Source organism: Streptomyces sp. NPDC057963, assembly GCF_042887155.1.
GTDB lineage: Bacteria > Actinomycetota > Actinomycetes > Streptomycetales > Streptomycetaceae > Streptomyces.
This window is the reverse complement of the sequence record NZ_JBHVPX010000003.1, coordinates 344,129-370,405: the sequence shown is the minus strand read 5'-3', so window position 1 is coordinate 370,405 and position 26,277 is coordinate 344,129. Positions and strand designations below refer to the sequence as shown.

The window sequence follows — 26,277 nt, the reverse complement described above, 5'->3', positions numbered from 1 at the left end:
TCGCTGAAGTCGCTGTCCAGCGGTCAGTTGCGCGGGGGCAGGGATGCCCCGCGCAGTGTTGCGCAGGCCGGTACGAGAGCTGCCGCCAGCGCGCAGACGCACGCGTAGCCGAGGAAGACCGCGGGCAGTCCGACGTGCGGAGCGAGCGCCCCGGTCAGGGGGTAGCTGAGGGGAACGACGCCCACGGTGAGGAGGGTCGTCGTCGCGGTGACACGTCCCAGGTAGGCGGGGTCGGTCGAAGTCTGGAGCAGGGCGGCGAAGACCGCGCCCGTGAACCCGGCTGCCAGTCCGGCCACCGCCGCCGCCGCGGCGGCGAGGGGGAGGGCGGATGTGGTGCCCAGTGCGCCGACGGCCAGGGACCCCAGCAGCAGGCACCAGCCGCTGAGCGGCACGGCTCGTGGGATGCGGCCGCCCAGGGCCAGGGCGAGCGCACTGGCGCCCGCTCCGGCTCCGAAGGAGGAGATGATCAGGCCCATGCCTCCGGGGCCCCAGCCCCGGTCCTCGACCAGCAGCACCAGACCGATGTTGAGCGGTCCGGAGAACCCGAGCTCCACCAGCCACGCGACCGTGATCAGCGCGAGGAGCATCCGGTGGCGCTTGACGTACCGGAGGCCCTCGGCCAGATCATGCCAGGGCGAGGCGGGCGAGGCGGGCGAGGCGGGCGAGGCGGGCGAGGCGGGCGAGGCGGGCGAGGCGGACGGTGTGGACGGGATAGAAGGGGTAGACAGGGCGGACGGCGTGGACGGGGTGGCGGCTTCGGAGGCGTCCGCGAGGTGCGCCGGCGGGGAAGCGGCCACGCGGAGATTCAGCAGCAGGACGAGGGACAGGGCGAAGACCAGCCCGGCGGCGGCGAAGGCGGCTGCCGGGCCGCCCAGCGACATCGCCGTCCCGCCGACGAAGGGTCCGACGATCACGGCCAGCCGGGTGGCGAGCGTCCGCAGGCCCTGCACCCTGACGAGCTGGTCCCGTGTCGTGATCCGCGGGGGCAGGGCCCCCACCGCAGGCATGAACACGGCGTCGACGACGCCGAAGACGAGCGCCACCGCGGCCAGCAGCCAGACCCCCGGTGAGGCCAGGCCCAGGGCGAGGGCCACCGCCAGGACGACCCCCGCCCGGACGGCGTCGGCGGTGATCACCACGCGCCGGGGCCCCAGCCGGTCGGCGATCACCCCGCCGCCCAGCATCAGTACGGCCCGGGGGACTGCTCCCAGGGCCAGCACCACGCCCACCTGCGCCGGACCGGTCACCCGGGCCGCGGCCCAGGCGAGCGCCAGGAAGTACACGCTGTCACCGAGCAGCGAGGCGGTGTACGCGCCCAGCCAGCGCAGCACGTTCGGGTCGCGGTGGGCGGGAGGTGCGGCGGTGGCCCGCCTGGTGCCCGTCGCCGTTTCGCCTGTCATCTCTGCGGCCTTCCTTCGAAGCCTGCGGGGGCGTGTTGTCGGGGGCGGGTGCCCCGCACGGAGGGGCCGGTCAGCCGGCCGCGGGCGGCTTCGCGAGCAGTTCGGCGAAGACCGCCACGGCGCGGTCGACGTCGGCCGTGGTGACGCCCGCGTGCGTGACCGCCCGGATCTGGCCCGGCCCCAGCTCCTCGACGTTCACCCCCCGGCGGGCGAGCGCGCGGATCAGCTGCCTGGTGTCGCCGATCCGTTCGTCGACGGAGAAGAAGACCATGTTGGTCGCGGGAGTGCCCGGACGGAGCCGCAGGCCCGGCAGGGCCGCCAAGCCGCGCGCGAGACGGGCCGCGTGGGCGTGGTCCTCGCTCAGCCGGTCGACCATGTCGGTGAGAGCGACGATGCCGCAGGCGGCGACCATGCCTGCCTGGCGCATGCCCCCGCCGAGCATCTTGCGGGCCCGGCGCGCGCTCGCGACGGACGCCCGGTCACCCACCAGAACGGATCCGATCGGTGCGCTCAGACCCTTGGACAGGCATATCTGAACCGTGTCACCGTGGGCGGCGAGCCGTGCGGGTGACACGCCCAGGGCCAGGGCGGCGTTGAACAGCCGGGCACCGTCCAGGTGCAGCGCGACCTGGCGCGCGCGGGCCATCTCGGACACCTGGCCGAGGTAGTCCACCGTCAGGGGAATGCCCCCGCGCCTGTTGTGCGGCGTCTCCAGGCAGATGACCCCCGCCAGGGCGAACTGGGGGTCGTCGCCGTCCACGTCCAGGGCCTCGGCAAGTGCCTCGGGATCGATGGTGCCGTCGGGGCGGTTGTCGAGCGGCTCGTAGGAGATGCCCCCGCACACGGCGGCACCGCCGGCCTCGTAGACGTAGATGTCGGACTCCCGGCCCACGACGGCCTTGCGGCCGCGTTGGCAGTGGGTCAGCAGCGCGGTGAGGTTGGCCATGGTGCCGCTCGGCATCAGGCAGCCGGCCTCCTTGCCGAGGATGTCGGCCGCCAGTGCCTCCAGTTCGGCCACGGTCGGGTCCTCGCCGTAGACGTCGTCCCCCAGGGGTGCGCGTACCGCCGCCGTCAGCATGCGCTGGGTCGGCAGTGTGAAGGTGTCGCTGCGCAGTTCCACCGGCCGGTGCGGGGCGGCCGTGCTGCTCCGGGCGTCGTGCGCGTGGCCGTCGAGAAGAAGTGTCATCGTGTGGCTCCTTGTGTCGCGCATCCGGTGGTCCGGGTGCGGGTGCGGGTGCGCAGGCTGAGCGGGCGCATGTCCGTCCAGAGGCGTTCGATCTCGGTCAGGCAGTCCTCCTTCGCCGCGGGGCTGCCCACCGCGCTCCAGTCGCGCGGGATGTCCAGGGTCGCGGGCCAGATGGAGTACTGCTCCTCGCTGTTGACCACGACGAGGTATCGCTTCGTTGACACAGGGGACTCCTGTCGGGAAGAGGGAGGGCTCAGCCGGTGCGCAGGCCGTGACCGAGCGCTCGGGCCAGGCCGGTCACGTACGGGGGTGTGGCGATGCTCCAGTGGTCGCCGTCGATCACGGTGTCGTGGAGCTGCCCGCGGGTGCGCATCCGCCAGCTCTCCGGGCGGACTTCGGGGCGGCCGTTCTCCGGGTGCTCGTCGCGCGAGCGGATCAGGTGGATGTCGCAGTCGATGACCGCCGTGCAGCGATAGGCGTTGATCGCCTCCTTGTTGGCCAGGTAGACACCCGCCATCCGATTGACGGCGTCGGCCTGCGCCAGCCCGGAGACCATGCCCTGGTCGCGGGCCTGGTGAAGCAGCTCCTTCATAGCGTGCTGGGGCGACAGGGCCGCCAGGTCGTCGGGTTCGAGGCGCAGTACCGCCCGGCTGAACCACTCCAGCGGTTGCGTGCTCCGCACCTCGGGCAGATGGCTGTTGATCGCGTCCACCCCGAGAACGGTGGAGTCGATGACGGCGAGATGCCCGACGGGCCGGCCGGACCGTTCGGCCTGGCGGGCCATCTCGTAGGCCACCGACCCGCCCATCGACCATCCCGCCAGGAACAACGGCCCCTCGGGGTACACCTCGTCGATCTCGGCGAGGTAGCGGGCGGCGATCTCCTCGATGGTGAACAGGGGCTGCTCGTCCGGGCCGTAGCCGACCGCCTGGAGCCCGAGGACGGGCCGTTCGGGCTCCAGTTCCTGGACGAGCGGGAGATACGGGAACGGGGTGCCTGCGGTCGGCGGTACGAGGAAGAGCGGCGGAACGCCTGCCGACCCCGGGGACAGCGGGACGACGCAGCCGGCCGCGCCGGGACCGTTGTTCCGCAGCCGGGCGCACAGCTCGCGTACGGTCGGGGCGCGGAAGACGTCCGTCAGCGCCACGTCCTGCCCCAGCAGGGTCTTCATCCGGTCGACCATGCTGACGGCCAGGAGCGAATGCCCGCCCCGGGCGAAGAAGTTGTCCGTGACACCGATACGGGCGTCCAGCACGTCTTCCCACAGCCGCAGCACGGCCAGCTCCAGCTCGTCGCCCGGCTCGACGCGCTCCGCGGCGGACGCCGCGCGGTCCGGGGCGGGCAGAGCGGCCCGGTCGATCTTCCCGTTGGCGGTCAGCGGCAGCGTCTCCAGGGCCGTCAGCGAGCCGGGCACCATGTGGTCGGGCAGCAGTTCGGCGAGCCGGGAGCGGAGTCCGGCCACGTCCGTACCCGCGGGGGAGACGTAGCCGGCCAGCCCGCCGTCGCGCACGACGACGACGGCTTCCCGCACGCCGGGGTGCGCGATGATCGCGGACTCGATCTCGCCCAGCTCGATGCGGTAGCCGCGCACCTTCACCTGATGGTCGGTGCGTCCGACGAACTCCAGTCGCCCGTCGGGGAGATAGCGCGCCAGATCGCCGCTGCGGTACAAGCGGCCGGGGCCGTAGGGGTTGGGCACATACCGTTCGGCGGTCAGAGCGGGGCGGGAGACGAAGCCGCGCGCGACCCCGGCCCCGCCGGCGTACAGCTCACCGGTCGCGCCGTCCGGTACCGGGCGCATGTCGTCGTCGAGGAGATAGATCTCGGTGTTCCAGATGGGCCGGCCCACCGATACCGGCGTGTCGACGGCGTCCCCGGCCGCCAGCACGTTGATGACATTGGCCACGGACGTCTCGGTGTGCCCGTACTCATTGGCGACCCGTACCTCCGGCGCCAGTTCGCGCCAGAACGACAGTGCCTGGGGAGTGAGCTGCTCGCCACCCACCACGAGATGCCCGGCCGCCCGCGCGGCTGACGCGGGCAGACACCGCTTGAGGGGCTCCAGGTGCGCCGGAGTGAGCTTGACGAAGCTGAACCGGCGCCCGCTGGACAGCAGTTCGGCCAGTCCGGCCACGGGATGCCGGTCCTCGGGGACCAGGGTGACCGTGGTTCCGGCGAGCAGGGGCAGGAACAGGCCGGTCACGGTCAGGTCGAAGGAGAGCGAGGAGTGCACCGGGGCGCCTTCGCCCTCCCAGGCCCGGTACGCCTGGTGGCACCAGTCGAGATAGTGCAGCACCCCGCGGTGCGTGATCATGACGCCCTTGGGCCGCCCCGTGGAGCCCGAGGTGTAGATGACGTAGGCGAGGTCGTCGGGCGCGACGTCGACCCGCGGAGCCGGGCACGGGCCCTCGTGGCCGAGCTCGTCCGCGTAGAGCGCCTCGGCGTCGCAGGGCGGCAGTTGCCCCCGGTACCGGGACGTGGTCACCAGCACCCGGGCGCCGGCCTCCCGGAGCATGAACTCCTGGCGCTGGGAAGGGTAGCCGGGGTCCAGGGGAACGTAGTGGGCGCCGGTCCTGAGGATGCCGAGCAGCACCGGGAGCAGGATCGTGCCGCGCTCGCAGAGCACCCCGACCGGGGTCTCCACCGTGACGCCCCGGGCCATCAGCGCCGCCGCCACGTGGTTGGCCCGGCGCTCCAGCTCCGCGTAGGTCAGTTCCTCGTCCCCGCAGCGAACGGCCACGGCATCGGGGTTGCGGGCCGCGCTCGCGGTGATCCGTTCGTGCAGCAGACCGGGGGTGTACGGGTGGGCGGTGTCGTTGTGCGTGTTCAGCAGCCGCTCGCGTTCGTCGGGCGCCAGGATCTCCAGAGAGCTCAGCGGCGCCCGCGGTGCCTCGGCGAGGCGGGAGAGCAGCGTGGTGAAGTGCGTGGCCATGCGCGCGATGCGGGCCCGGTCGAAGAGCGCGACGGCGTAGTCGAGGCAACCGGTGAGCGAGCCGTCGGGATGCTGGACGAAGGAGACGGTCAGATCGCACTTGGCCCTCTCGGAGGGCACGGGCACCTCCTCGGCCGACAGGGCTCCGAGCCGCCCGGGTGTGCCGCTTCCCTCGTAGAGCGCGAACATCACCTGGTAGAGGGGGGTGTGGGCGAGGTCGCGCTCGGGGGCGAGTTCGCGGACCAGATGGGCGAAGGGGAAGTCCTGGTGGGCGTAGTCGCGCAGCACCGACAGGCGGGTCCGCCGCAGAAGCTCTTCGAAGGTCGGATCACCGGACAGATCGCCCCGGGCCACCATCGTGTTGGTGAAGAACCCCACCACGTCCTCGAACTCACCGCGGGTGCGTCCGGCGACCGGAGTGCCCACGGCGAGGTCGTCGCGGCCGGTGTGACGGCCGAGGACCACCTGCACCACGGCGAGGAGCGTCATGAAGGGCGTGGCCCCGGCGGAGCGGCCCGCCTCCGTGACCGCGCGGGCGATGCCGGCGGGCACCTCGAAGGACAGGCTCGCCCCGCGGGTGTCGCGGGCGGCGGGCCGGGGCCGGTCGGTCGGCAGCTCCAGCGTCTCCAGGCCGGCCAGCCGCTCGCGCCAGTACGCCAGGTCCGCCCCGGACGGGGGGCTCGACCGCTGCCACAGGGCGAAGTCGGCGTACTGGAGGCCGGGTGCCGCGAGCGCCGCCTGCCCGGATTCCGCGTACAGCGCGGTGAGTTCACGCAGCAGGACACCGTAGGACCAGCCGTCGCAGGCGATGTGGTGGACATTGAGCACCAGGACGTGACGCTCGAAGTCCTCGCGGATCAGCAGGGCGCGGAGCATCGGCCCGGTGGTCAGGTCGAAGGGGCGGCCGACGAACTCCCGGAGAACGGCTTCGAGTTCCGGGCCTTCGCCCGGCGGGCCGAGTGTCACCGTCGGCAGGTCCACGGCGGACGGCGGACCGATGTGCTGGACGGGGTCGCCGCCGTCGGCGGTGTACGTGGTCCGCAGCGCCTCGTGCCGGGCGACGAGCAGGCCGAGGCAGCGTCGCAGGAGCGCCTCGTCGAGCGGGCCGGTCAGCCGCAGCGCCAGGGGGACGGCGTACTCCGCGCTGTCCGGATCCATCCGGCTCAGGAACCACAGCCGCTGCTGGCCGTCAGAGAGCGCCAGCGGCCGGGTGCGGTCGGCGGTCGGGATGCCGGCCGGCTGCGTCCGGGGGCCGGCCGGGCCGCGCAGTCGGCGCTGCAGCAACTCGCGGCGCAACTCGTCGCGCGCGGACGGGCTTACGGTGCTCATGACAGGTCCTCCAGTGAGTGGACGAGCTCCTGCTCGGACATGGCGGCCACCTGGGCCTCGATCTCCTGGACCACCGAACCGGCCAGTGCGGCGACCGTGGTGTCCGTGAAGAAGCGGTGCATGGGCAGATCCACCCCGAAGTCGGTCTGCAGACGCATCCGGACGCGGGCCGCGAGCAGACTGTGCCCGCCGAGCGCGAAGAAGTCCTCCGAGGCGTCGGTGACCGGAACGCTCAGGATGTCGGCCCAGATGCGGGCGACGGCCTCCTCCGCCCCCGGCTCCGGGGGTCTGCCCGGCCCGCTCGGCGCGGCGCGCGGGAGGGGGGCCGAAGGACTGGGCGGGGCCGGCGGGAGCGGACCCGTGGGAATGTGCGCGGAGTCCGCGATCACCGCCGTCAGCAGTCGCTCGAACCGGGTCACGAACTCCTCGGCGGTGGCGGCGTCGAAGAGAACCGGGGAGTACTCCACCAGCCCGCGGTAGCCGTCGGCGGTACGGGACAGCCCCAGCGCGAGTTCGTAGCGTGCGGCCAGGATGCGTTCGGGACCGCGCTCGACGTCCAGGCCGTCCAGCGTCCAGGACTCCTCGGGGGTGTGGTCCAGCGCGAAGTAGACCGGGGTCAGTGCCGGGCGGGCGGGGTCACGGCCCGCGGCCAGCTCGTCCACGACTGTCTCGAACGGCAGGTGCTGATGGGCCAGGGCCCCGGCGACCTGTTCCTTCGCACCCTCCACGAGGGCGTCGAAGGTGCGGCCGGCACCGAGGTCCGCCCGCAGCACCAGTACGTTGACGAACATGCCGATCAACTCCTGGGCCCGGTCGGTGACCCGGTTGGACACCGGCGTGGCGACGGCGACGTCCCGTGCACCGGCCCACCCCGCCACGGTCGCCTGGAACGCGGCCATCAGCACGGTGAACGGGGTCGTCGAGTGGCGGCGCGCGAGCGCTTCCACCCCGGTGGCGACGGCGGGGGAGAAGACGAAGCGGTGTGCCGCGCCGTCCGTGCGCCGCACCGGCGGCCGCGGCCGGTCGACCGGTGTGTCCAGAGGTTCGAGACCGGTCAGCCGGGCGCGCCAGTAGGCGAGGTCCGCCGCCGCCTCCGCGCTGCGGAGCCGCTCGCGCTGCCAGTGGGCCACGTCCGCGTACCGCAGGGACGGCGGGGTCGGGTCGGGCCCGAGGCCCTGCCGGGCGCGGCGGTAGCCGGCGGCCAGTTCCCGGCGCAGGATGTCGAGCGAGGCGCCGTCGGCGCCCGCGTGATGCAGCGTGAGGGCCAGCACGTGCTCGTCGGGGGCGAGCCGCACGAGGCGGCCCCGCAGCAGCGGATCGGCGGCGAGGCCGAAGGGGCGTGAGGCTTCCGCGGCCACCAGGTCACCGGCACGGGCCCGCGCGTCCGGGACCCCGCCCAGATCCTCCACCGGGAGCGCGAACTCCTCCCCGGCGGGCTCCACTACGGCCTCCAGCCCGCCGTCGCTCGTGGTGCGCAGCCGGGTGCGCAGCGCCTCGTGGCGATGGACGATCGCACCCAGCGCGGCGCGGAGGGCCGCGAGGTCCAGCGGCCCGGAGATCCGCAGCTCCAGCGGAATGTGGTATTCGGGGCTGCCCGGATTCATCTGCTCCAGGAACCACATGCGTTCCTGCGCGGGGGAGGGCGGTGCCACCGCACCGTACGGTGCCCGTGGGATGACGGTGCTCCCCGTACCGCCCCCCGGCTCCCGGACGGCCGCGTCGGCACGCCGGGCCAGGGCCGCCACGGTCGGCGCGTCGAAGACCGCGCGGACGTCGAGCGCCGTGCCCAGCTCGGAGTTCAGCCGGTTCACGGTGTGGACGGCCAGCAGACTGTGTCCTCCCAGCGCGAAGAAGTCCGCCTCCACGTCGCGGACGGGCGTGCCGAGCACCTCGGTCCACACCCGCGCCACCCGCTCCTCCTGGCGGGTGCGGGGAGCCTGCCCGCCCGGCTCGTGCGGCTGGGCACCCGGCGAGGGCAGCGCCTTGCGGTCGACCTTCCGGTTGGGCGTCAGGGGGAACCGGTCCAGCGTCATGAAGAAGCCGGGCACCATGTAGGCGGGGAGCTTCCCGGCGAGGTGGGCGCGGAGCGCGGCCGGCGCGAGGTCGTCCTCGGTGGCCTCCGGCGCCGGGGTGAGGTAGGCGACCAGGCGCCGGTCGCCGGGGCCGAACTCGTGCACCGTGACGGCCGCCTGGCCGACGGCGGGGTGTTCGGTCAGCCGGGCCTCGATCTCGCCGGTCTCCACGCGGTAGCCCCGGATCTTCACCTGGTGGTCGTTGCGGCCCAGGAACTCCAGCTCCCCGTCGGGCAGCCGGCGCGCCATGTCCCCGGTGCGGTACAGGCGGGCCCCGGGCGGGCCGTACGGGTCGGGGACGAAACGCTCCGCGGTCATTCCGGGCCGGCCGTGGTACCCGTGCGCCACCCCGAGGCCGCCGATCAGCAGCTCGCCGGGAACACCGAGGGGGGCGGGCCTGCCGTGGCGGTCCAGGACGTGGCAGCTGGTGTTCGCGATGGGACGGCCGATGGGCAGCGCCCCCTTTCCGCGCAGGTCCTCGGCGCGGATCCGGCGCGCGGTCGACCAGATGGTGGTCTCGGTCGGCCCGTACATGTTCCACACCTGGCCGGCGGCCGCGACCAGCGGGGCGGCCACGTCCGGGGTCAGGGCCTCACCGCCGACCAGCGCCGTGAGACCGGCGAGTTCAGGGGCGTCCTGGAGCAGCCGCCAGGTGGCCGGGGTGGCCTGCAGCACCGTCGCGCCGCTCGTGGCGATCAGGGCGCGCAGCCGGCCGCCGTCCACGGTCGTGTCCCGGTCGGCGATGACCAGCCGGGCGCCCGCCGTCAGCGGGAGGAAGAGTTCGAGTGCGGCGATGTCGAAGGACGGCGTCGTCACGGCGATCAGCACGTCGCCCGCGTTCATGCCCGGCTCACGGCCCATGGAGGCCAGGAAGTTGACGAGTGCCCCGTGGGGCACCGCGACCCCCTTCGGGCGGCCCGTGGAACCACTGGTGAAGATCGTGTAGGCGAGCGAGGCCGGATCGGTGACCTCCACCGGCGGTGTGGCCGGCAGCCGGTCGAGTGCCGGCCCGAGGCCGTCGAGCGCCAGCACCGGCGCCGTCGCCGGCGGCAACTGCCGGGACAGGGACCGCTCGGTGACCACCAGCGCGGGCTGTGCGTCCCGCAGGATCAGTTCGACGCGGTCGGCCGGCTCCCCCGGGTTGAGCGGCACATAGGCGGCGCCCGCCTTCAGGACGGCGAGCAGGGCGACCGGCAGGTCCAGGCCCCGTTCGAGGAAGACGGCCACCCGGTCGCCGGTACCGACGCCCAGGGCGCGCAGATGGTGGGCCAGCCGGTTGGCACGGGCCTCCAGAGCTGCGTAGCCGAGCTCCTGGCCGCCGAAGACGACGGCCGTACGGTCACCGCACTCGGCGGCGCGGGCGGTGATCAGACCGGGCAGGAGCGTGCCCGGCAGACCGGCCGCGGTGTCGTTGCACTCGACCGTGAGCAGCCGGCGCTCGGCGCTCGGCAGTAGCGACAGCTCGCTGATCGGCGCGTCGGGGCGGGCCGCCGCGGACGCCAGCAGTTCCAGCAGGCGGTCCGCGAAGCGGTCGGCGGTCGCCTCGTCGAACAGCGCGGTCGCGTACTCCAGGTTGAGTTCCAGCGCCCGGCCCCGGTCGCGGAAGAAGAACGACAGGTCGAACTTGGCCACGTCACCCGGGACGGCGATCTCCGCGACGTCCAGTCCGGGCAGCGACCAGCCCTCACCCGTACCCCGGTCGAGCTGTACGAAGGCCTGGGCGATCGGATTGCGCGAGGTGTCGCGTCCGGCGGCCAGTTCACGCACCAGCACGTCGAACGGCAGCTCGCAGTGGGCGAACGCGTCCAGCACAGTGGTGCGTTCGCGCCGGACCGCCTCGGCGAACGAGGGATCGCCCGACAGATCGCCGCCCAGCGCCAGCGTGTTGATGAAGCAGCCGACGACGTCCTCCAGTTCCGGGCGGTCCCGCCCGGTGATCGTCGAGGCGAGCACGAACCGGTCCTGTCCGCTGTGCGCCTGCAGCAGGACCCGTACGCCCGCCACCAGCAACGCGTACAGACTGGCGTCGCACGCGGTGGCGAGCTCGCGCAGCCGCCGTGAGAGCTCCGTGTCCAGCCGGCGCCTGCGGTTGGCGCCGGCGAAGTCGGACACCGGGGGCCGCGCCCGGTCCGTGGGCAGGTCCAGTACCTGCGACTGGTCCGCCAGTGCGGTACGCCAGAAGCCGAGCTCCGCCTCCTCCACCTGGGCCACCCGCTGCCGCTGCCAGGCCGCGTAGTCCCGGTAGGTCACCTCGCCACGGGCGGGGTCGCCGCCCGCGTAGAGCGCGGCGAGGTCCCTGGCCAGCACCGTGGTCGACCAGCCGTCGGTGGCGGTGTGCGGCAGCGCCAGCACGAGGACGTGCTCGGCGGGGTTCATCCTGATCAGTTCCGCGCGCAGAACCTCCGCGCAGGACAGGTCGAACGGGGCACGGCTGACTCGCAGCAGACGGTCCGTCAGCGCCGTCTCCCGTGCCGTGCCGTCCAGTTCGCCGAGGTCGACGACGGGCAGGGCCACGGCGGCCGGATCGGCCACGGTCTGGAGCGGGAGGGTCTCACCGGCCACCAGGGCGGTGCGCAGCACGGCATGACGTTCCGTCAGACCGGTGAGGGCGCGCTGCAACGCCGCCGCGTCCAGGGCGCCGCGGATCCGCAGGGCGTGGTAGACGTTGTACGCGTGGGTGTCGGCGTTCAGCCGGTCGATGAGCCACATCCGCTCCTGCGCGAACGACGCGGGTGCCGGACTGTCCGCGGGCAGCGACGGTATCCGCCTGGCGGGGGCGCGACGCGCGGCCCCGACCCGGTCGGCCAGCAGCGAGCGCTGCCGGTCCGACAGAGCGGGAGCGTGCTGGGGTGAGGGTGCGGTGCTCATGATGTCTCCCGTTCGTCCGCCTCGACGGCGTCCAGTTCCGCGAGCAGAAGCCGCTCCACCGCCTCCGCGGTGGTCTGCAAGGTCCTCGCTTCGAAGATCAGGCTGAGCGGTATCTCGGCGTCCAGAGCCGCCCTCAGCCGGGCGACGGCGCGCGTGGCCAGCAGGGAGTGGCCGCCCAGATCGAAGAAGTTGTCGTCCGCGGAGACCCGGGGCACGCCGAGCACCTCCGCCCAGATCTCGGCGGCGAGTTCCGCCACCGCACCCTGCGGAGCGCGGTACGCGACGCCCTCCATGGCCGTCGGGTCCGGCGGCGGCAGCGCCTTGCGGTCCGTCTTCCCGCTCGCCGTGGTGGGCAGGCGGGGCAGTATCGCCAGCGCCGCCGGCACCAGGTAGCCGGGCAGGCGTTCCCGCAGCCGGGCCCGGAGCTCGGCCACCGTCAGGTCGCAGCCCTCCTGCGGCACCACGTAGCCCGCCAGCCGTTTGTCGCCGGCGTCGGCCGCCCACACGGTCACCGCCGCGTCGCGGACGCCCGGCAGCTCCCGTACCGCCTGCTCGACCTCGCCCGGCTCGACCCGGATGCCCCGGATCTTGACCTGGTCGTCCTGCCTGCCGAGGAAGGTCAGCGCTCCGTCCGCGCGCCGGATCCCCCGGTCGCCCGTGCGGTAGAGCCGTGCACCGGCCGTGAAGGGGCTCGGCAGGAAGGCCGCGGCCGTCTTGACGGGGTCCGCGTGATAGCCGCGGGCCAGGCCGATGCCACCGATGTACAGGTCTCCGGGCACACCCACCGGCACCGGACGCAGATACCGGTCCAGGACGTGCACCTCGTTGTTGGCGATGGGCGAGCCGACGCTGACGGAACCCGGTACGTCGCAGTCCTCGACGGAGCAGTGCCGGGCCGTGGAATCGATCGACACCTCTGTCGCGCCCCACTGGTTGTGCAGGACGGCCCCGTCGAGCGTCCGGGTGAACACCTTCAGCAGCTCCGGGGTGAGGGCCTCGCCGCTGGAGACGACGTGGCGCAGCGCGCCCAGCCCCGCCCGGTCCTCGGGCCGCACGCTCTCCAGGAACAGCGCGAGCATGCTCGGCACGAACTGGAGGACGGCGACGCGGTGCCGCACGGCCGCGTCCCGGATGGCGACCGGGTCGCGGTGCAGGCCCGGCTCCAGCAGGACGACGCGGGCACCGACCATCAGCGGCCAGAAGCACTCGACGGCCGCGTCGTCGAAGACCAGCGTGGTCTTCTGGAGCACCGCCTCGTCCGCGCGGAGCCGGTAGGTGTCCTGCATCCACCGCATCCGGTTGACCCAGCCGCGGTGCGTGCTGGCCACTCCCTTGGGACGCCCGGTGGAACCCGAGGTGTAGTACACGGAGATCAGGTCGTCGGCCGAAGCGTCGGTCCGCGGCGGATGGGGCGCGCTCGCCGGCCGCACCGGAACGAAGGCGCCGTCGTAGCCCGCGGGCGTCGCCGCCCCGTCGTTGATCAGGCACACCGGTGCGCCCGCGTCGCCGAGGACGTCCAGAACCCGGGCGTCCGGCGCGTCGGCCTCGATGGGTACGAAGCAGCCGCCCGCCTTCAGCACCGCCAGCAGCGCGACGATGAGCTCCACCGAGCGGTCCATCCGTACGCCGACGGGAACGTCCCGGCCCACGCCCAGTGCCCGCAGCCGCAGCGCCAGGCCGTTGGCCCACTCCTCCAGCTCCGCGTAGCGCAGCCGCCGGTTGCCGTACTCGACCGCGACCGCCCCGGGGGTACGGGCGCTCTGACGGGCGATGAGTTCGTGCAGCGTCTCATGGGCCGGACGTGCGACGGCCGTGTCGTTGACGCCCCGCACCAGATGATGTTCCTCGGCCGGGCCGAGCATCGACGCCGCGTCCACCGGTTCGCCGGGACGCGCCACCAGTTCGGCCAGCAGCGCCGTGTAGTGACCGGCCAGCCGCTCCACGGTCGCCGCGTCGAACAGCGCCACCGGGTACTCGACGCTGCCGGCCAGGGAGCCGTCCGGCAGTTCGCGCAGCGCCAGGAAGAGGTCGAACTTGCTGGTCCGGGAGTGCACCGGCAGCGGATCGCAGGTCAGGCCCTTCAGTTCCCACAGCTCGTCCATGCCGCTCTGCAGGGCGAAGACCAGCTGTACCAGCGGGTTGCGGGACAGGTCCCGTACGGGCTGGAGCTCCTCCACGACACGGTCGAAGGAGACGTCCTGGTGGGCGAGGGCCGCCACGGTCGACTCGCGGACCCGCCCCAGTACGGTGGCGAAGTCGGGGTCGCCGCCGAGGTCCGCGCGCAGCACGACCGTGTTGACGAAGTGCCCGATCAGCCGGCCGGTGTCGGGGTGTTCCCGACCCGCCACGGGAGTGCCCACCGCGAAGTCGCTGAGTCCGGTGTACCGCCCGGCCAGTACGTGGAACGCGGCCATCAGCACCATGAACGGGGTCACCCGGTGGGCGCGGGCCAGGTGGTCCACCTGCCGCGCGAGGTGGCCGGGCACCGTGAAGGTGTGCAGGGCGCCCGTGCGGTCCCGGACGGGCGGGCGGGGGCGGTCGGTGGGCAGCTCCGCCACCTGCGGCATGGCGGCCAGTGCCGTACGCCAGTGGTCCAGGTCGCCGGGGTGGTCCGCCCGCCAGGCCGCGTGAGCGCCGTAGCGCACGGGCAGCGGTGGCAGATCGGGGGTCCGGCCGGCCAGGAAGGCGCCGTACGCCGCGCTGACCTCCTGGGCCAGCAGCCCCAGTGACCAGCCGTCCGCGGCGATGTGGTGGACGCTCAGCGCGAGCACGTGCTCCGTGGCACCGAGACGGCCCAGGGACGCGCGGAACACCGGCCCCCGCGCCAGGTCGAACGGGCGGGCGGCCTCGGCGCGCAGGAACGCCTCGGTATCGGTGACGTCGGTCAGCGGGAACGGGACCGGCGCGGGTTCGGAGACGACCTGCACGGGGCTGCCGTCGTGCTCCTGGAAGCGTGTGCGCAGCGGTTCGTGGCGTGCCACCACCGTGTCGAGCGCCGCCCGCAGCGCGGCCACGTCCAGCGGTCCGGTCAGCCGCAGTGCCCGCGTGATCAGGTACTCGGGGCTGCCGGGGGCCAGCCGGTCGGCGAACCACAGGCCCAACTGCGCGGGGGACAGCGGCGCGGGGCCGCAGAAGGCCGGGATGTGCGCCGCGGCCACGGCCGGCGCGGCGGCCTCGGCGGCGAGGGCGCCGAGCGTGGGGGAGCGGAAGAGGGTCTGAACACCGAGTGCGGTGCCGAGCCGCCGGCCCAGCCTCGCGACGACCTTCGTGGCGAGGAGCGAGTGCCCGCCGAGATCGAAGAAGTCGTCGTCGAGCCCCGGCCGCTCCACACCCAGCACCTCGGTCCAGATCTCCGCGACCGCCTTCTCCTGCGGTGTCGACGGCGCCCGGTAGGGGCGTTCGGACACCGTGTGACCGGGGTCCGGCAACGCGGCGCGGTGCACCTTGCCGTTCGGGTCCAGCGGGAAGGAGTCCAGCTCGACGAAGGCCGACGGAACAAGGTGCTCCGGCAGGGCCGCGCGACAGAACGCCGCCAGTCCGTGCCGGTCTCCCGCGGCCGCGCCCACCACGTACGCGACGAGGCGCTTGCCGCCCGCGCCGTCCGCACGGGCGACGACGACACAGCGCTCGACACCGGGGTGGGCGCCGAGGCGGGCCTCGACCTCGCCCGGCTCGATCCGGAAGCCGCGGATCTTCACCTGGTGGTCGGCCCGGCCCACGAACTCCACGTCGCCGTCGGCCCGCAGCCGCACCAGGTCACCCGTGCGGTACATCCGCTGTCCCGGCTCGAAGGGGCAGGCGACGAACCGCTCGGCGGTCGGCGCGGGCCGGCCCCGGTAGCCGCGCGCCAGCCCCGGCCCCGTCACCATGAGTTCGCCCGTCACTCCCGTGGGGACCTGGTGGAGATGGCGGTCGACGACGTAGACACGCGTGTTGGTGATCGGCGGGCCGATGGGAACGGGTCCGTCGGCGGTGGTGATGTTGCGTTTCACACAGGTGAAGGTGGTGCACTCGGTGGGGCCGTAGCCGTCGCTCACCTCGACGCCGGTGGCCGCCACCAGTGTGCGCACATGGGCGGCGGACACCACGTCGCCGCCGGTGAGCAGGTGCCGCAGCCCGTCCAGGCAGGACGGGTCGCTCTCCACCAGGGAGTGGAAGAGTCCGGCAGTCAGCCACATGGTGGTCACCCCGTGACGCCGGATCAGCGCGCGCAGTGTGCCGGCGTCGGGCAGAGCCGGCGGGTGCACCGCCAGTCCCGCGCCGTTGCACAGGGCTCCCCACAGCTCCCACGTGGACGCGTCGAAGGACAACGGGGCCAGCAGCGCGAGGACATGATCGTGCGTCAGTTCCGCGTACCGTGCGCCGTGCACCAGCCGCACCACGGCCCGATGGCTGACCTCCACGCCCTTGGGGCGCCCGGTGGAGCCCGAGGTGTACATGATGTACGCCAGCTGGTCGGGCGCCGGACCGGTGCCGGGCGGCGTCACCGGCATCCGTGCCACCTGCTCCTGGATGTTCTCCCACACGAGCACGGGGCGGGGCAGCCGGGGTGCGAGGTCCCGCTCGGCGAGTACCAGCGTCGCGCCGGTGTCGTCGAGCATGAAGCCGATCCGGTCCGCGGGATAGGCCGAGTCCAACGGGACGTAGCAGCCGCCGGCCTTCAGGACGCCCAGCAGCGCCACCACGAGGTCCGTGCCGCGCTCGAAGCAGACGGCGACCGGGGTCTCCGCGCGCACGCCCCGTGCCCGCAGAAGATGTGCCACCTGGTTGGCACGGGCATCCAGTTCCCCGTAGGTGACCTCGCCGGCCTCGGTGCGCAGGGCGACGGCCCGGGGCCGGTCGGTGGCCTGCCGGGCCACCAGATCCGAGACGGTCCAGTGCCCCAGGTCGAACGCCGTGTCGTTGACGGTCCCGCGCAGTCGGTGCTCCACGGGCTGCTCGGGCAGCGGGCGTGTCATCAGCGGCAGACCGGGGCGGTCCGTCAACTCGTCGAGCAGAGCCACGTAGTGGCGCGCCAGGAGGTCGATGGTCGCCGGATCGAACAGTGCCCGGGGATACTCGATCCATCCCTCCATGCCGCCGTCCGGCCGGTCCTCCAGGGAGACGAAGAGATCGAACTTGCTGGTACGGGTGTCGGCGGGCAGTTCGCGCACCGTCAGCCCGTCCAGCCGCCAGGAAGCGGTGGCGGCGCTCTGGTGCGCGAAGACGATCTGCGCCAGCGGGTTGCGGGAGAGGTCCCGTTCCGGCTGAAGGGCCTCCACCACCTGGTCGAAGGGCGCCTGCTGGTGTTCGAACGCGGCGAGGGCCCGCTCGCGCACCCCGCGCAGCAGATCGGCGAACGTCATGTCGTCGTCCAGCGTCGCCCGCAGCACGAGAGTGTTGACGAAGAAGCCGATCAGCTCCTCCGTGTCCGGATGGTCCCGGCCGGCCACCGGTGTGGCGACGGCGAAGTCGCGCTCGCCCGTGTACCGCGCCACCAGCACCTCGAAGCCCGCCAGCAGGGACATGAAGAGACTGGCTCCGCAGGTGCGGCCCACCCGCGCCACCCGGCCCACCAGCTCCGGTGCCAGCCGAAACGCGTGACGAGCGCCCCGGACGTCGATCCGCTCGGGCCGCGGACGGTCGGTCGGCAGCTCCAGCACCTGGGGCATGCCCGCCAACTCCGCACGCCAGAACGCGAGATCGTCCCGCGTGTCCTGGGCGCTCTGCCAGGCGGCCACGTCCGCGTACTGCACGCGCAACGGCGGCGGCGAGACCCCTGCCGAACGGTGCGCTGCGCGGTACAGCCGGGTCAGTTCGTCGGCGAGTACGGCCAGCGACCAGTCGTCGGCGACGATGTGATGCAGACACAGCACCAGAACGTGCTCCTCGGCACCGGTCCGGCCCAGGGCCTGACGGAAGACCTCGCCCGCGGACAGATCCATCGGAGCCGAGATCTGCTCCGCCACGAAGCGCGCGACGTCCTGTTCGCCGTGCAGAGCCGTGACGGCCAACGGCCGCACGTCGGCGGGGAGCACCTCCTGCAGGGGGCCGTCGTCGGTCTCCACGAACCGGGTGCGCAGGACCTCGTGCCGTTCGACGAGCGTACGCAGCGCCGAATCGAGGGCTCTCCCGTCCAGCGGCCCGACCAGGCGCAGCGCGACCGGGACGAGATAGTTGGCGGCGTCCGGGTAGAGCCGGTCGGTGAACCAGAGCCGGGTCTGCTGCGGGGAGAGCGGGGCCGGTGCGTCGGCGTCGCGCCGCGGTATCTCCCGCACTGCGTCACCGGTACGGGGAGCGGTGAGCAGCCGGGCCAGTGCGGCAGGGGTGGGCGCGTCGAACACGGCACGCATGTTCAGAACGATGCCGAGCCGGGAACGGAGCCGGCCGAGGAGCCCGGCGACCAGCAGTGAGTGCCCGCCCAGATCGAAGAAGTCGCTCTCCGCCGTGACCTCGGCAACCCCCAGCACCTCCGCGAACAGCTCGCACAGCAGTTCCTCGTCCGGGGTGCGCGGCGCCCGCCCGCTCGGCCGTGGAGCGGCCTCCGGCAGCGGCAGGGCGGCTCGGTCCAGTTTTCCGTTGGGGGTACGCGGCAGCTCGTCCAGGACGAGGACCGCGGCCGGGCACAGATGCGCGGGAAGCATCCGCGCCAGATGCCCGCGCAGTTCCTCGGGCGTGGCGTCCGTGACGGCGTAGGCCAGCAGCCGCTTCCCGCCCTGCGGAGCCTCGGCCACCACAACGGCCGCCTGCGTCACCGCCGGATGACCGGCGAGCGCGTGCCGCACCTCCGCGGGCTCGACCCGGAACCCCCGGATCTTGACCTGCTCGTCGCTACGGCCGCAGAACTCCAGCGCGCCGTCCGCCCGGTGGCGGGCGAGATCGCCGGTGCGGTACATCCGCTCACCCGGCGCGCCCATCGGGTCGGCCACGAAGCGTTCGGCGGTGAGCGCGGACTGTCCCAGGTAGCCGTGCGCGAGACCGTCGCCCGCGACGTACAGCTCACCCGTGGTGCCGGTGGCCACCGGCCTCAGCTCCGCGTCGAGCACATACGCCCGCTTGTGGGCGACGGCGACGCCGATGGGGACGGACGGGCCGGTCAGGTCGGCCGCGCGGATGGTGTGCGCGGTGGTGTAGCCCATGCTCTCGGCGGGGCCGTATCCGTTGGTCAGCCGCACGTGCGGGAAGGCGCGCAGGGCCTTCGCCGCGTGCGTCGTGGAGGCCGGTTCGCCGCCGGTCATCGCGTGCTGGAGCCGGGCGAACATCTCCGGGTGCTCGTCCAGGAGGTGGTTGAACAGGCTCGCGGAGGCCTTGAGCACGGTGACCCGGTGCTCCCGCGCGAGCGAGGCCATCAGCTCCGGGTCGGGGAGCTGGCCGGGCTGAAGGACACAGGTACCGCCCGAGAGCAGCGGACCGAGGAGTTCGGTGGCGAAGGCGTCCCAGGAGACGGGGGCGCTCTGCAACCAGACCTGACCGGGGCCGAAGGAGGCGTACCGCTGGCCGGTGAGCGAGGCCACCAGGGCGCGGTGGGGGCTCACCACACCCTTCGGAGTGCCCGTCGACCCGGACGTGAACATCACGCAGGCGACGTCCTCGGGGGACACCTCCGGCCGTGGATCGCCGAAGTCCGCCGCCCCGTCCGGAAGATGCGCCGGGATCAGCATGCCGACCCCGGGCCAGTGCGCCCGGTCGGCCAGGTCGGCGCTGGTGACGCAGACGGTCAGCCCGGTGGCTGCGACCACGGCACGCAGCCGCTCGTCCGGATGACCGGGGTCGAGCAACGTGTAGGCCGCCCCGGATTTGAGGACGGCGAGCAGCGCCGTGACCAGGCCGGGGCCGCGCTCCAGGTGTATTCCGACCAGCACACCGCGCCGCGCCCCGTGTGCGCGCAGCTGCCGGGCCAGCCTGTCGGCACGGGCGTCGAGGTCGCCGTACCCGATCTGCTCGGAGCCGAACACGAGGGCGGTGGCATGCGGTGTCCGCGCTGCCTGCTCCTCGAACCTCTCGTGTACGCACGCGGTAGCCAACCGCTCCGCTGTCCTTACCGACCCGGTCACTTCAACCATCTCCAGCTGCCATGAGAAGACTCTTCGGGGACGAGCACGTTGCCCGCGGGGCGTTGCGTCCGGTCAGGCATCCCGGTGCGGGACGGCCCGTCCGGTTGTGACAGGCATCAGGTCCGTACGAGGGACGCGGGACGGATGTCGGTCCAGTGGGTTTCCACGTAGTCGAGCGCGGCCTGCCGGGTCCCGGGCTCGGTGACCGCCTCCCAGCCGGCCGGGACCTCCAGCCGGACGGGCCACAGCGAGTGCTGGTTCTCCGCGTTGACGACCACGACGAACGTGCCGTCCACGTCGTCGAAGAGCGAGTCGGACATGGGGTCTCCTCGGGGTTTCGCGCAGCGATGCTGCAACAGGGGCGGGGCCGACCGGCCCGCCGAACGGGGCACGACCGACGCTAGGCGGCCCCGTATGCCCCGACCGGCAGTAGGAACGGCAACTGCCGGGCACTTGCGCCCCCGCGCCGGCCGCGTGCCGTGTCCGGTCGGACTGCCCGAGCCGCGGCGCCGCCACCGCGCATCCCGACGGGCCGGCCGGAAGAGGAGGGGGCGAGGAACGGGCCGCACGACCGCGGCCGCCCACGGCACGAGGCCACCGCGCCCACGGCCGGACGACCGGGAACGGAGCGGGAAGGGATGGGGACCGGGCGGGGGGAGCGTGCCCCTGTGAGTGTCTGCAGGAGGAGTATCCAGTGAAGCATCCCCCGGACCGCAGGGCCGGAGAGGCGAGGGCGCGCCGACTCGCTCATGAGCTGTCCGTCGTGGAGCGGTGGGCGATCAGAGCCAGAACGGGCGCGGACCCGCAGACGCTTCCGTACCGGGCCGAAGAATCCTGGAGCGGGAGGGAGTTCGCGGTCGAGACGAGGACGACGAACGGCATGCACGAGGTCGTCACCGTGGCTCGGGCCGCCCCGGAGGGCTGCCCGGCCAAGGACGGGCCCCAGGGAGGCGCGGGTGCCGTGCCCGATCCGTGCGACGAGGACGAGCTGGCCGCGCTGCGCTCGGCGGTCAGGGCGCTGCTCGACCTCGCCGGCCATCAGGAAGGCCCGGCCCGCACGGCTGTGGTGCTGACACCGTACGGCCCTCGTGTGGTGGCCTGTGTGCTCGGCTCCGCGTCCCATGGCGCGCAGGGTGAGGAGGTGCGGCTGCGCCACTGACGGACCGGTATGTGAAGAGCGGGCCAGGGCCCGCTCTTCACATACCCCGCGGAGGAGTTCGGCCCTGGCCGCTCCGCGCTGCCCTGCACGGCGGCCCGTCCGTTCCCGTGCCGTGTGCCGTGTGCCGCGTCCGGACCAGGTACCCGAATCCGACCTGACCCGACCCGACCCGTCCCCCGACTCACCGCCGGGCGGCCTCGCCCGAACGGTCGCGCTCCGTCCCAGGTCGAACCCCCCTTACCGTGCCGTTCCCGCAGCTGTCCGGGCGGCGGGAACGCCTCGGGAATCGATCGGGAACGCCCCGTCGCAGCATCAGTGGTGTCGGAAACGGAAGCGGTAAACCACCTGAGGGGTGTGCAATGGGACGCAAGCTCGCGGAACTCGTCGGAATCCTCGTGGCGGCTCTGGTCCTCGGCCTCGGTGCCGCCGGACACGGAGCCGGGCAGCACATCAGAGCCGAGGACAAGGGCCCCACCGTCGTCCGGGCCGAGGACAAGGGCCCCACTGTCGTCGCCCCCGTGACCGCCGAGGACAAGGGCCCCACCACCGCCCCGGACCGGCCTGCGGCCTGACCCGCCCGCGGCCCCTGTCAGCCGCGGCGCCGGTCCTGGGGTACGCCCATCTCGGCGAACAACTCCTCGGCCGCCGCGGTGTGTTCGTCGGCCGCCGCGAGATCACCGAGCGCCGCCGCGGCCCGGGCCATCCCGGCCAGCGCGTATGCCTCCTCCGCCCGGTAGGTGAGCGCGGCTGCCAACTCGTAGGCATCGACGTGGAGTTCGAGAGCCTGCTCAGGAAGCCCCTGGCGCTGCCGGAGCCGGCCCACCATGTTCTTGACCTTCGCCCGGCGCAGCGGCGACGCACTCGAACCGATCAGAAGCAGCGCCCGCGCCGCGTGGTCCGAAGCCTCGTCGGGCCGGTCCAGCCGGTGCGCCACCTCCGCGGAGAGAGCCAGCGCCATCGCCACCTGCCCCGGCTCCCGTGCCTCGTCGCACAGGTGCCGTGCCGCGTCCAGGCACTCCCGCGCACGGTCGTACGCGTGGAGCCCCAGATGGGCGAACGCCAGGTCGGTCAGGGCCACCAGCTCGTTCTCGTGCTGACCCAGTCGACGGCCCAGGTCGAGGGCCCGCCGCGCCGCGTCCGCGGCCTCCTCGTACCGGCCCCACTGCTCGTACAGCGTGCTGAGCACCGTCAGGCTCTCGGCCTCCGCGCGGGGTGTGCCGAGCTCGCGCTCGTAGCCGATGGCCCGTTCCAGATGGGTGAGCGCCTCGGGGAAGCGGCCCAGCAGGCTCTTGAAGAGCCCGAGTGTGCCCTCGCTGTGCGCCTCGGTCGCCCGGTCGCCGAGCCGGGCGGCCACGTCCCGGCTCTCGTAGGCGACCTCGATGCCCTCGGCGAACAGGCCGAGCTTCCAGCAGGCCACCCCGAGATTCGCCAGGCTCACCCCGAGCAGCGACAGGTCGCCGAGCCGTCGCGCCGCGGTCACCGCGACCCGCCCGATGTCGCGGAACTCCTCCAGGTGTCCCCGCGAGTTCAGCTCGAACACGACGTTGCGGGCGAGGCAGACCGCGTGCCGGTCGCGCGCCAGGCGCTCCGCCGTCGTGATCGCGGACAGCAGCGCCGTGTGCTCACGGGCGAACCACGCCTGGGCGCTTTCCGTGCTGGTGAGACGCGGGAGCTCGGCCGTGGAGGCCGGGATGCCGGTGGGGCGGCGGTGCCGGCCCGGGAAGAGCGTCTCGCAGGCTGTTTCCGTCGTGGCCAGGTAGTAGTCGAGGAGCCGTTCCACGGCTGCTGTCTCCTCCTCGGCCGAGGGATCCGACCGCAGGCTGCGGGTGAAGCTGCGCACCAGGTCGTGGAAGCTGTAGAGGCCGATCTCCGGCTGCTGGACCAGATGCACGTCGAGCAGCAGCTCAAGGACGTCCTCGGCGTCGCGGAGACCGGTGTCCAGCAGAGCGGCCGCGGCGTGCACATCGATGTTCCCGCCCGGATGCAGCGCCAGCATCCGGAAGGCCCACCGGTGGTCCTCGTCCAGGACCTGATAGGACAGCCGCAAGGTGGCGGCGACACTGCGTTCCCCGGAACTGAGCTCGTCGAGCCGGCGGGTCTCGTCGCGCAGCCGGTCGGCCAGGTACTGCAGGGTCCAGCGCGGCCGGTTGCGCAGCCTGGCCGTCGCGATCCGCAGGGCCAGCGGCAGATAGCCGCACAGCCGGGCCAGTTCGGCCGCCGCCTCGGGCTCCGCCGCCACCCGCCCGGCCGCCAGTGTCTCGGAGACCAGGGTGGCGCTCTCCTCGGGCGTCATCACGTCGACGGAGATCCAGTCGGCACCGTCCAGCTCCACCAGACGGGCCCGGCTGGTGACGAGCACCAGGCAGCCCGGCGAGTTGGGCAGCAGCGAGCGGACGACGGCCGCGTCGGCCGCGTTGTCCAGCAGCAGCAGGACCCGCTTGCCGACCAGCGCGGTCCGCCACAGGGCGGCGCGGCCCGCGACGTCGTCGGGTATGCGGCCACCGGGCAGGCCCAGCGCGCGCAGCAGACTGCCCAGTGCCGGGCCGGCCGTGACCGGTTGCTCGCCCGGGGTGTAGCTGCGCAGATCGATGTGGAGCTGGCCGTCCGGGTAGGTGCCGGCGAGGCTGTGTGCGGCACGTACGGCCAGCGAGGTCTTGCCGCTGCCGCCCATCCCGTCCAGAGCGACGATCCGGGTGCCGCGCCCACCGCTCTTCGCGGCGAACTCCAGCAGCACCTGGAGTTCCCGCTCACGTCCGGTGAAGTCGGCCAGGTCGTAGGGCAGTGTGCAGGGCGCGTCGGCGGGCGGCGGCATGGGTGAGGGTGCTGCCGTGGGCGGGGCCGGGGGCTCCGGAGCCGCCAGTTCGGGAGAATCCCGCAGGATGCCCTCGTACACCCGGGTGAGCCCGGCGCCCGGATCGATGCCGAGTTCCTCGACCAGCAGCTCACGCACCGTGCCGAACTCCTCCAGCGCCTCCGCCTGCCGGCCCGAGCGGTACAGCGCCAGCATCAGCTGGCTTCGAAGCGTTTCGCGCAGCGGATGCTGGAGCACCAACGCGCGCAGTCCGGCCACGAGTTCGGCTGCCTCACCGAGTGAGAGGCGAAGCTCGAAGAGCTGCTCGGCCGCATTGAGGCGACGCTCCTCCAGCGCGGTCGCGGCCGCTTCGACGACCGGGCCTCCGGTGCCGGACAGCACCGGGCCCCGCCACAGGGCGAGCGCGGACCGCAACTCCTCCACCGCGTCGGCGGGGCGGCCCTCACCCGCCGCCCGCTTCGCCTCCCGGGTGTGCCGGTCGAACGCGGCCAGGTCCAGCTGCCGTTCACCGACCGCCGCACGGTAGCCGGGGCCGTCGGTGACCAGGACACGTGCCCCGTCCGGGATGCGCCGCCGCAGGTCGGCAACGGCCTTGCGTACTTGGTGGGAGGCGGTCGCGGGCGGGTCGTCCGCCCACGCGGCCTCCACGAGCCGGCTGACCGGCAGCACCTTGCCGGGTTCCAGCAGCAGGGTCACGAGCACACGTTCCTGGATCATCCCGCCGAGCCTCAGCCGGGTGTCACCGGACCAGCCCTCCAGCCGACCGAGGATGTTGAAGCGCAGAGGTCTCTCGGCATCCGCTGTCACGTGGCCCCCGCAACCCCCGCTCGATCCCGCTGTCCCGGGATCATATGCGGATACCTGTACGTACGGTACCGGCGGTATCCAGCCGGGAATCGAACGGGAATCACCCGCCGGAGGATGCGTCCCGTTCCCTTCCACCCCGCCCGACGGCGGACAGCGCACCCGCCCTTCCCGTACCACAAGGACCCGGCCCCACCCGGGGGTGCGGCATCGGGGAACCCCGATTGCGCCGACTGACTGAGCACCAGGCCACCCCCCTTTTTTTGCGACAAGGAGACAGTGATGAATGCTCAGACCCCCTCCGACGGACTCGGCAGCCTGCTGCAGAGTGCGCGCCGACGGGCCGGGCTCACACAGGAACAGCTCGCCGGACTCTCCACCGTCAGCGTCCGGGCCATCCGCGACCTGGAACAGGGGCGGGTGGAACACCCGCGCAAGGAGACCCTTCCCCTGCTGGCCGACGCCCTGCGGCTCAGCGGCCCGCGCCGTGCCGCACTCGAACTGGCCGTCGCGGGAGCCTCCGTGGGCAGTGCGCTGCGCGATGTGTACGGCGCCGAGCTGGCCCCGCCGCCCGTGCCGCTGGGCCCGCTGGCCGGACGGCGCGCCGAACTCCGGGCGCTCACCGAACTGCTCGCCACGGATCACGAGCGGCTGCTCAGCGTGGTGGGTCTGCCGGGGGTGGGCAAGACCCGCCTGGCCCAGGAGGCGGCGCTGCGGCTGCACACCCGCGACCGCATCCCGGTGCTGTGGGTTCCGCGGGACCGGCCGGCCGCGGGCAGCCCGGCCGGCACGGCCGCGCACAGTGCGCAGCGGGCACTGGTGCGGGGCGTCCGGGCACTGGTGGCGCAGGAGGGAGGCGCGGACGAACTGGCCGCCGTCATACGCGACAGGGCCACTCTGATCGTTCTGGACGGTCACGACGTCGCACCGGCCGTCGAACCCGCGCTCCTGGGGCTGCTGCACTCCTGCGAGCGGCTGAAGGTGCTGATCACGGCCCGCGCCCCGCACCCCGCCCCGGGCGGCCGACTGCTGCCGCTCGCCCCGCTTCCCCTGCCGGCCGCCGCTCCCGCCGCCCCCGGTGACTCGCTGACCGCCGGGCGCCCCGCGGTCGAGCTGATGATGGCGTGTGTCGGCCTGATGCGCCCCGACCTCCTCCCCACCGACGCCGTGATCACCACCGTGGCGCGGATCTGCCGGGCCCTGGACGGACTCCCGCAGGCCATGGAGGCGGCGGCCTCCTGGCTGCTGATGTACTCGCCCCGGCAACTGCTGGAGATCGCCCGGCGCAACCCGCTGAGCCTCGTGGGCGGCACCGCCCCGCCGGCCCCCGGCGCGGGACCCGAGCTGAGCGTCCTGCTGACCGCGGCGGTCGACGCGCTGCCCGACCGTCTCCGCACGGCCGTGGCCGAGCTGGGCGACGTACCGGAACCGTGGACGGTCCAGGACGCCGCGCCGCTGCTCGGACGGGGGCCCGCCGAAGCCGCCCGCGACGTCCACGCGCTGCTGGTGCGCGGACTGCTCCGCCAGGTGCCGGCCGGGCCGGGCACCGGGGAGACGCCCCGGTACGCGGTGCTGCGGCTGGTCCGCGCCGTGACCGATGCCGCCCGTACCACGGCCTTCGACGCGACCGCGGTGCCGGTCGGCTGACCCCCGCCCCCGCACGTTCCAACTGCCGCTCGGCT

11 protein-coding genes are annotated in these 26,277 nt (G+C 73.4%); 3 read left to right on the top strand and 8 right to left on the bottom strand.

Annotation, left to right across the window (positions count from 1 at the left end; translation table 11 throughout):
• Positions 1 to 23 precede the first annotated feature (23 nt).
• From ACFVT1_RS08660 to ACFVT1_RS08630, 7 genes are all read right to left on the bottom strand, one after another.
• Entirely contained in the window at positions 24 to 1,400 is a 1,377-nt protein-coding gene (locus ACFVT1_RS08660; RefSeq protein WP_389793645.1) for an MFS transporter, read from the bottom strand.
• Between the two features lie 70 nt (positions 1,401 to 1,470).
• Complete coding sequence (locus ACFVT1_RS08655) at positions 1,471 to 2,586, bottom strand: GntG family PLP-dependent aldolase (protein ID WP_389793644.1); 1,116 nt, start codon at positions 2,584 to 2,586, stop codon at positions 1,471 to 1,473.
• Positions 2,583 to 2,810, bottom strand: a complete 228-nt coding sequence (locus ACFVT1_RS08650; protein ID WP_389793643.1) for an MbtH family protein — start codon at positions 2,808 to 2,810, stop codon at positions 2,583 to 2,585. The genes ACFVT1_RS08655 and ACFVT1_RS08650 overlap by 4 nt, the downstream gene beginning before the upstream one ends.
• A 29-nt stretch (positions 2,811 to 2,839) precedes the next feature.
• Entirely contained in the window at positions 2,840 to 6,847 is a 4,008-nt protein-coding gene (locus ACFVT1_RS08645) for an amino acid adenylation domain-containing protein (RefSeq protein WP_389793642.1), read from the bottom strand.
• The gene (locus tag ACFVT1_RS08640; RefSeq protein WP_389793641.1) at positions 6,844 to 11,787 is read right to left on the bottom strand and encodes an amino acid adenylation domain-containing protein; all 4,944 of its coding nucleotides are present in this window, start codon (positions 11,785 to 11,787) and stop codon (positions 6,844 to 6,846) included. Before ACFVT1_RS08640 ends, ACFVT1_RS08645 begins: the two co-directional genes overlap by 4 nt.
• Positions 11,784 to 19,790 (bottom strand): amino acid adenylation domain-containing protein, encoded by an 8,007-nt coding sequence (locus ACFVT1_RS08635; RefSeq protein ID WP_389793639.1) that lies wholly within the window; start codon positions 19,788 to 19,790, stop codon positions 11,784 to 11,786. Before ACFVT1_RS08635 ends, ACFVT1_RS08640 begins: the two co-directional genes overlap by 4 nt.
• Before the next feature lie 146 nt (positions 19,791 to 19,936).
• Positions 19,937 to 20,140: an MbtH family protein gene (locus tag ACFVT1_RS08630; protein ID WP_389793637.1), complete on the bottom strand. Its 204-nt coding sequence runs from the start codon at positions 20,138 to 20,140 to the stop codon at positions 19,937 to 19,939.
• Between the two features lie 374 nt (positions 20,141 to 20,514).
• Between ACFVT1_RS08630 and ACFVT1_RS08625 the strand changes: the two genes are divergently transcribed.
• Positions 20,515 to 20,979, top strand: a complete 465-nt coding sequence (locus tag ACFVT1_RS08625; RefSeq protein ID WP_389793636.1) for a hypothetical protein — start codon at positions 20,515 to 20,517, stop codon at positions 20,977 to 20,979.
• A gap of 359 nt (positions 20,980 to 21,338) precedes the next feature.
• Positions 21,339 to 21,551: a hypothetical protein gene (locus tag ACFVT1_RS08620; protein WP_389793634.1), complete on the top strand. Its 213-nt coding sequence runs from the start codon at positions 21,339 to 21,341 to the stop codon at positions 21,549 to 21,551.
• A 17-nt stretch (positions 21,552 to 21,568) separates the two neighbouring features.
• Here the strand turns inward: ACFVT1_RS08620 and ACFVT1_RS08615 are convergent, their stop codons facing one another.
• Complete coding sequence (locus tag ACFVT1_RS08615) at positions 21,569 to 24,598, bottom strand: BTAD domain-containing putative transcriptional regulator (RefSeq protein WP_389793633.1); 3,030 nt, start codon at positions 24,596 to 24,598, stop codon at positions 21,569 to 21,571.
• A 279-nt stretch (positions 24,599 to 24,877) separates the two neighbouring features.
• Here ACFVT1_RS08615 and ACFVT1_RS08610 point away from each other — a divergent pair, with 279 nt between their 5' ends.
• On the top strand, positions 24,878 to 26,242 hold the full coding sequence (locus ACFVT1_RS08610; RefSeq protein WP_389793631.1) for a helix-turn-helix domain-containing protein: 1,365 nt from the start codon (positions 24,878 to 24,880) through the stop codon (positions 26,240 to 26,242).
• Positions 26,243 to 26,277: the final 35 nt, after the last annotated feature.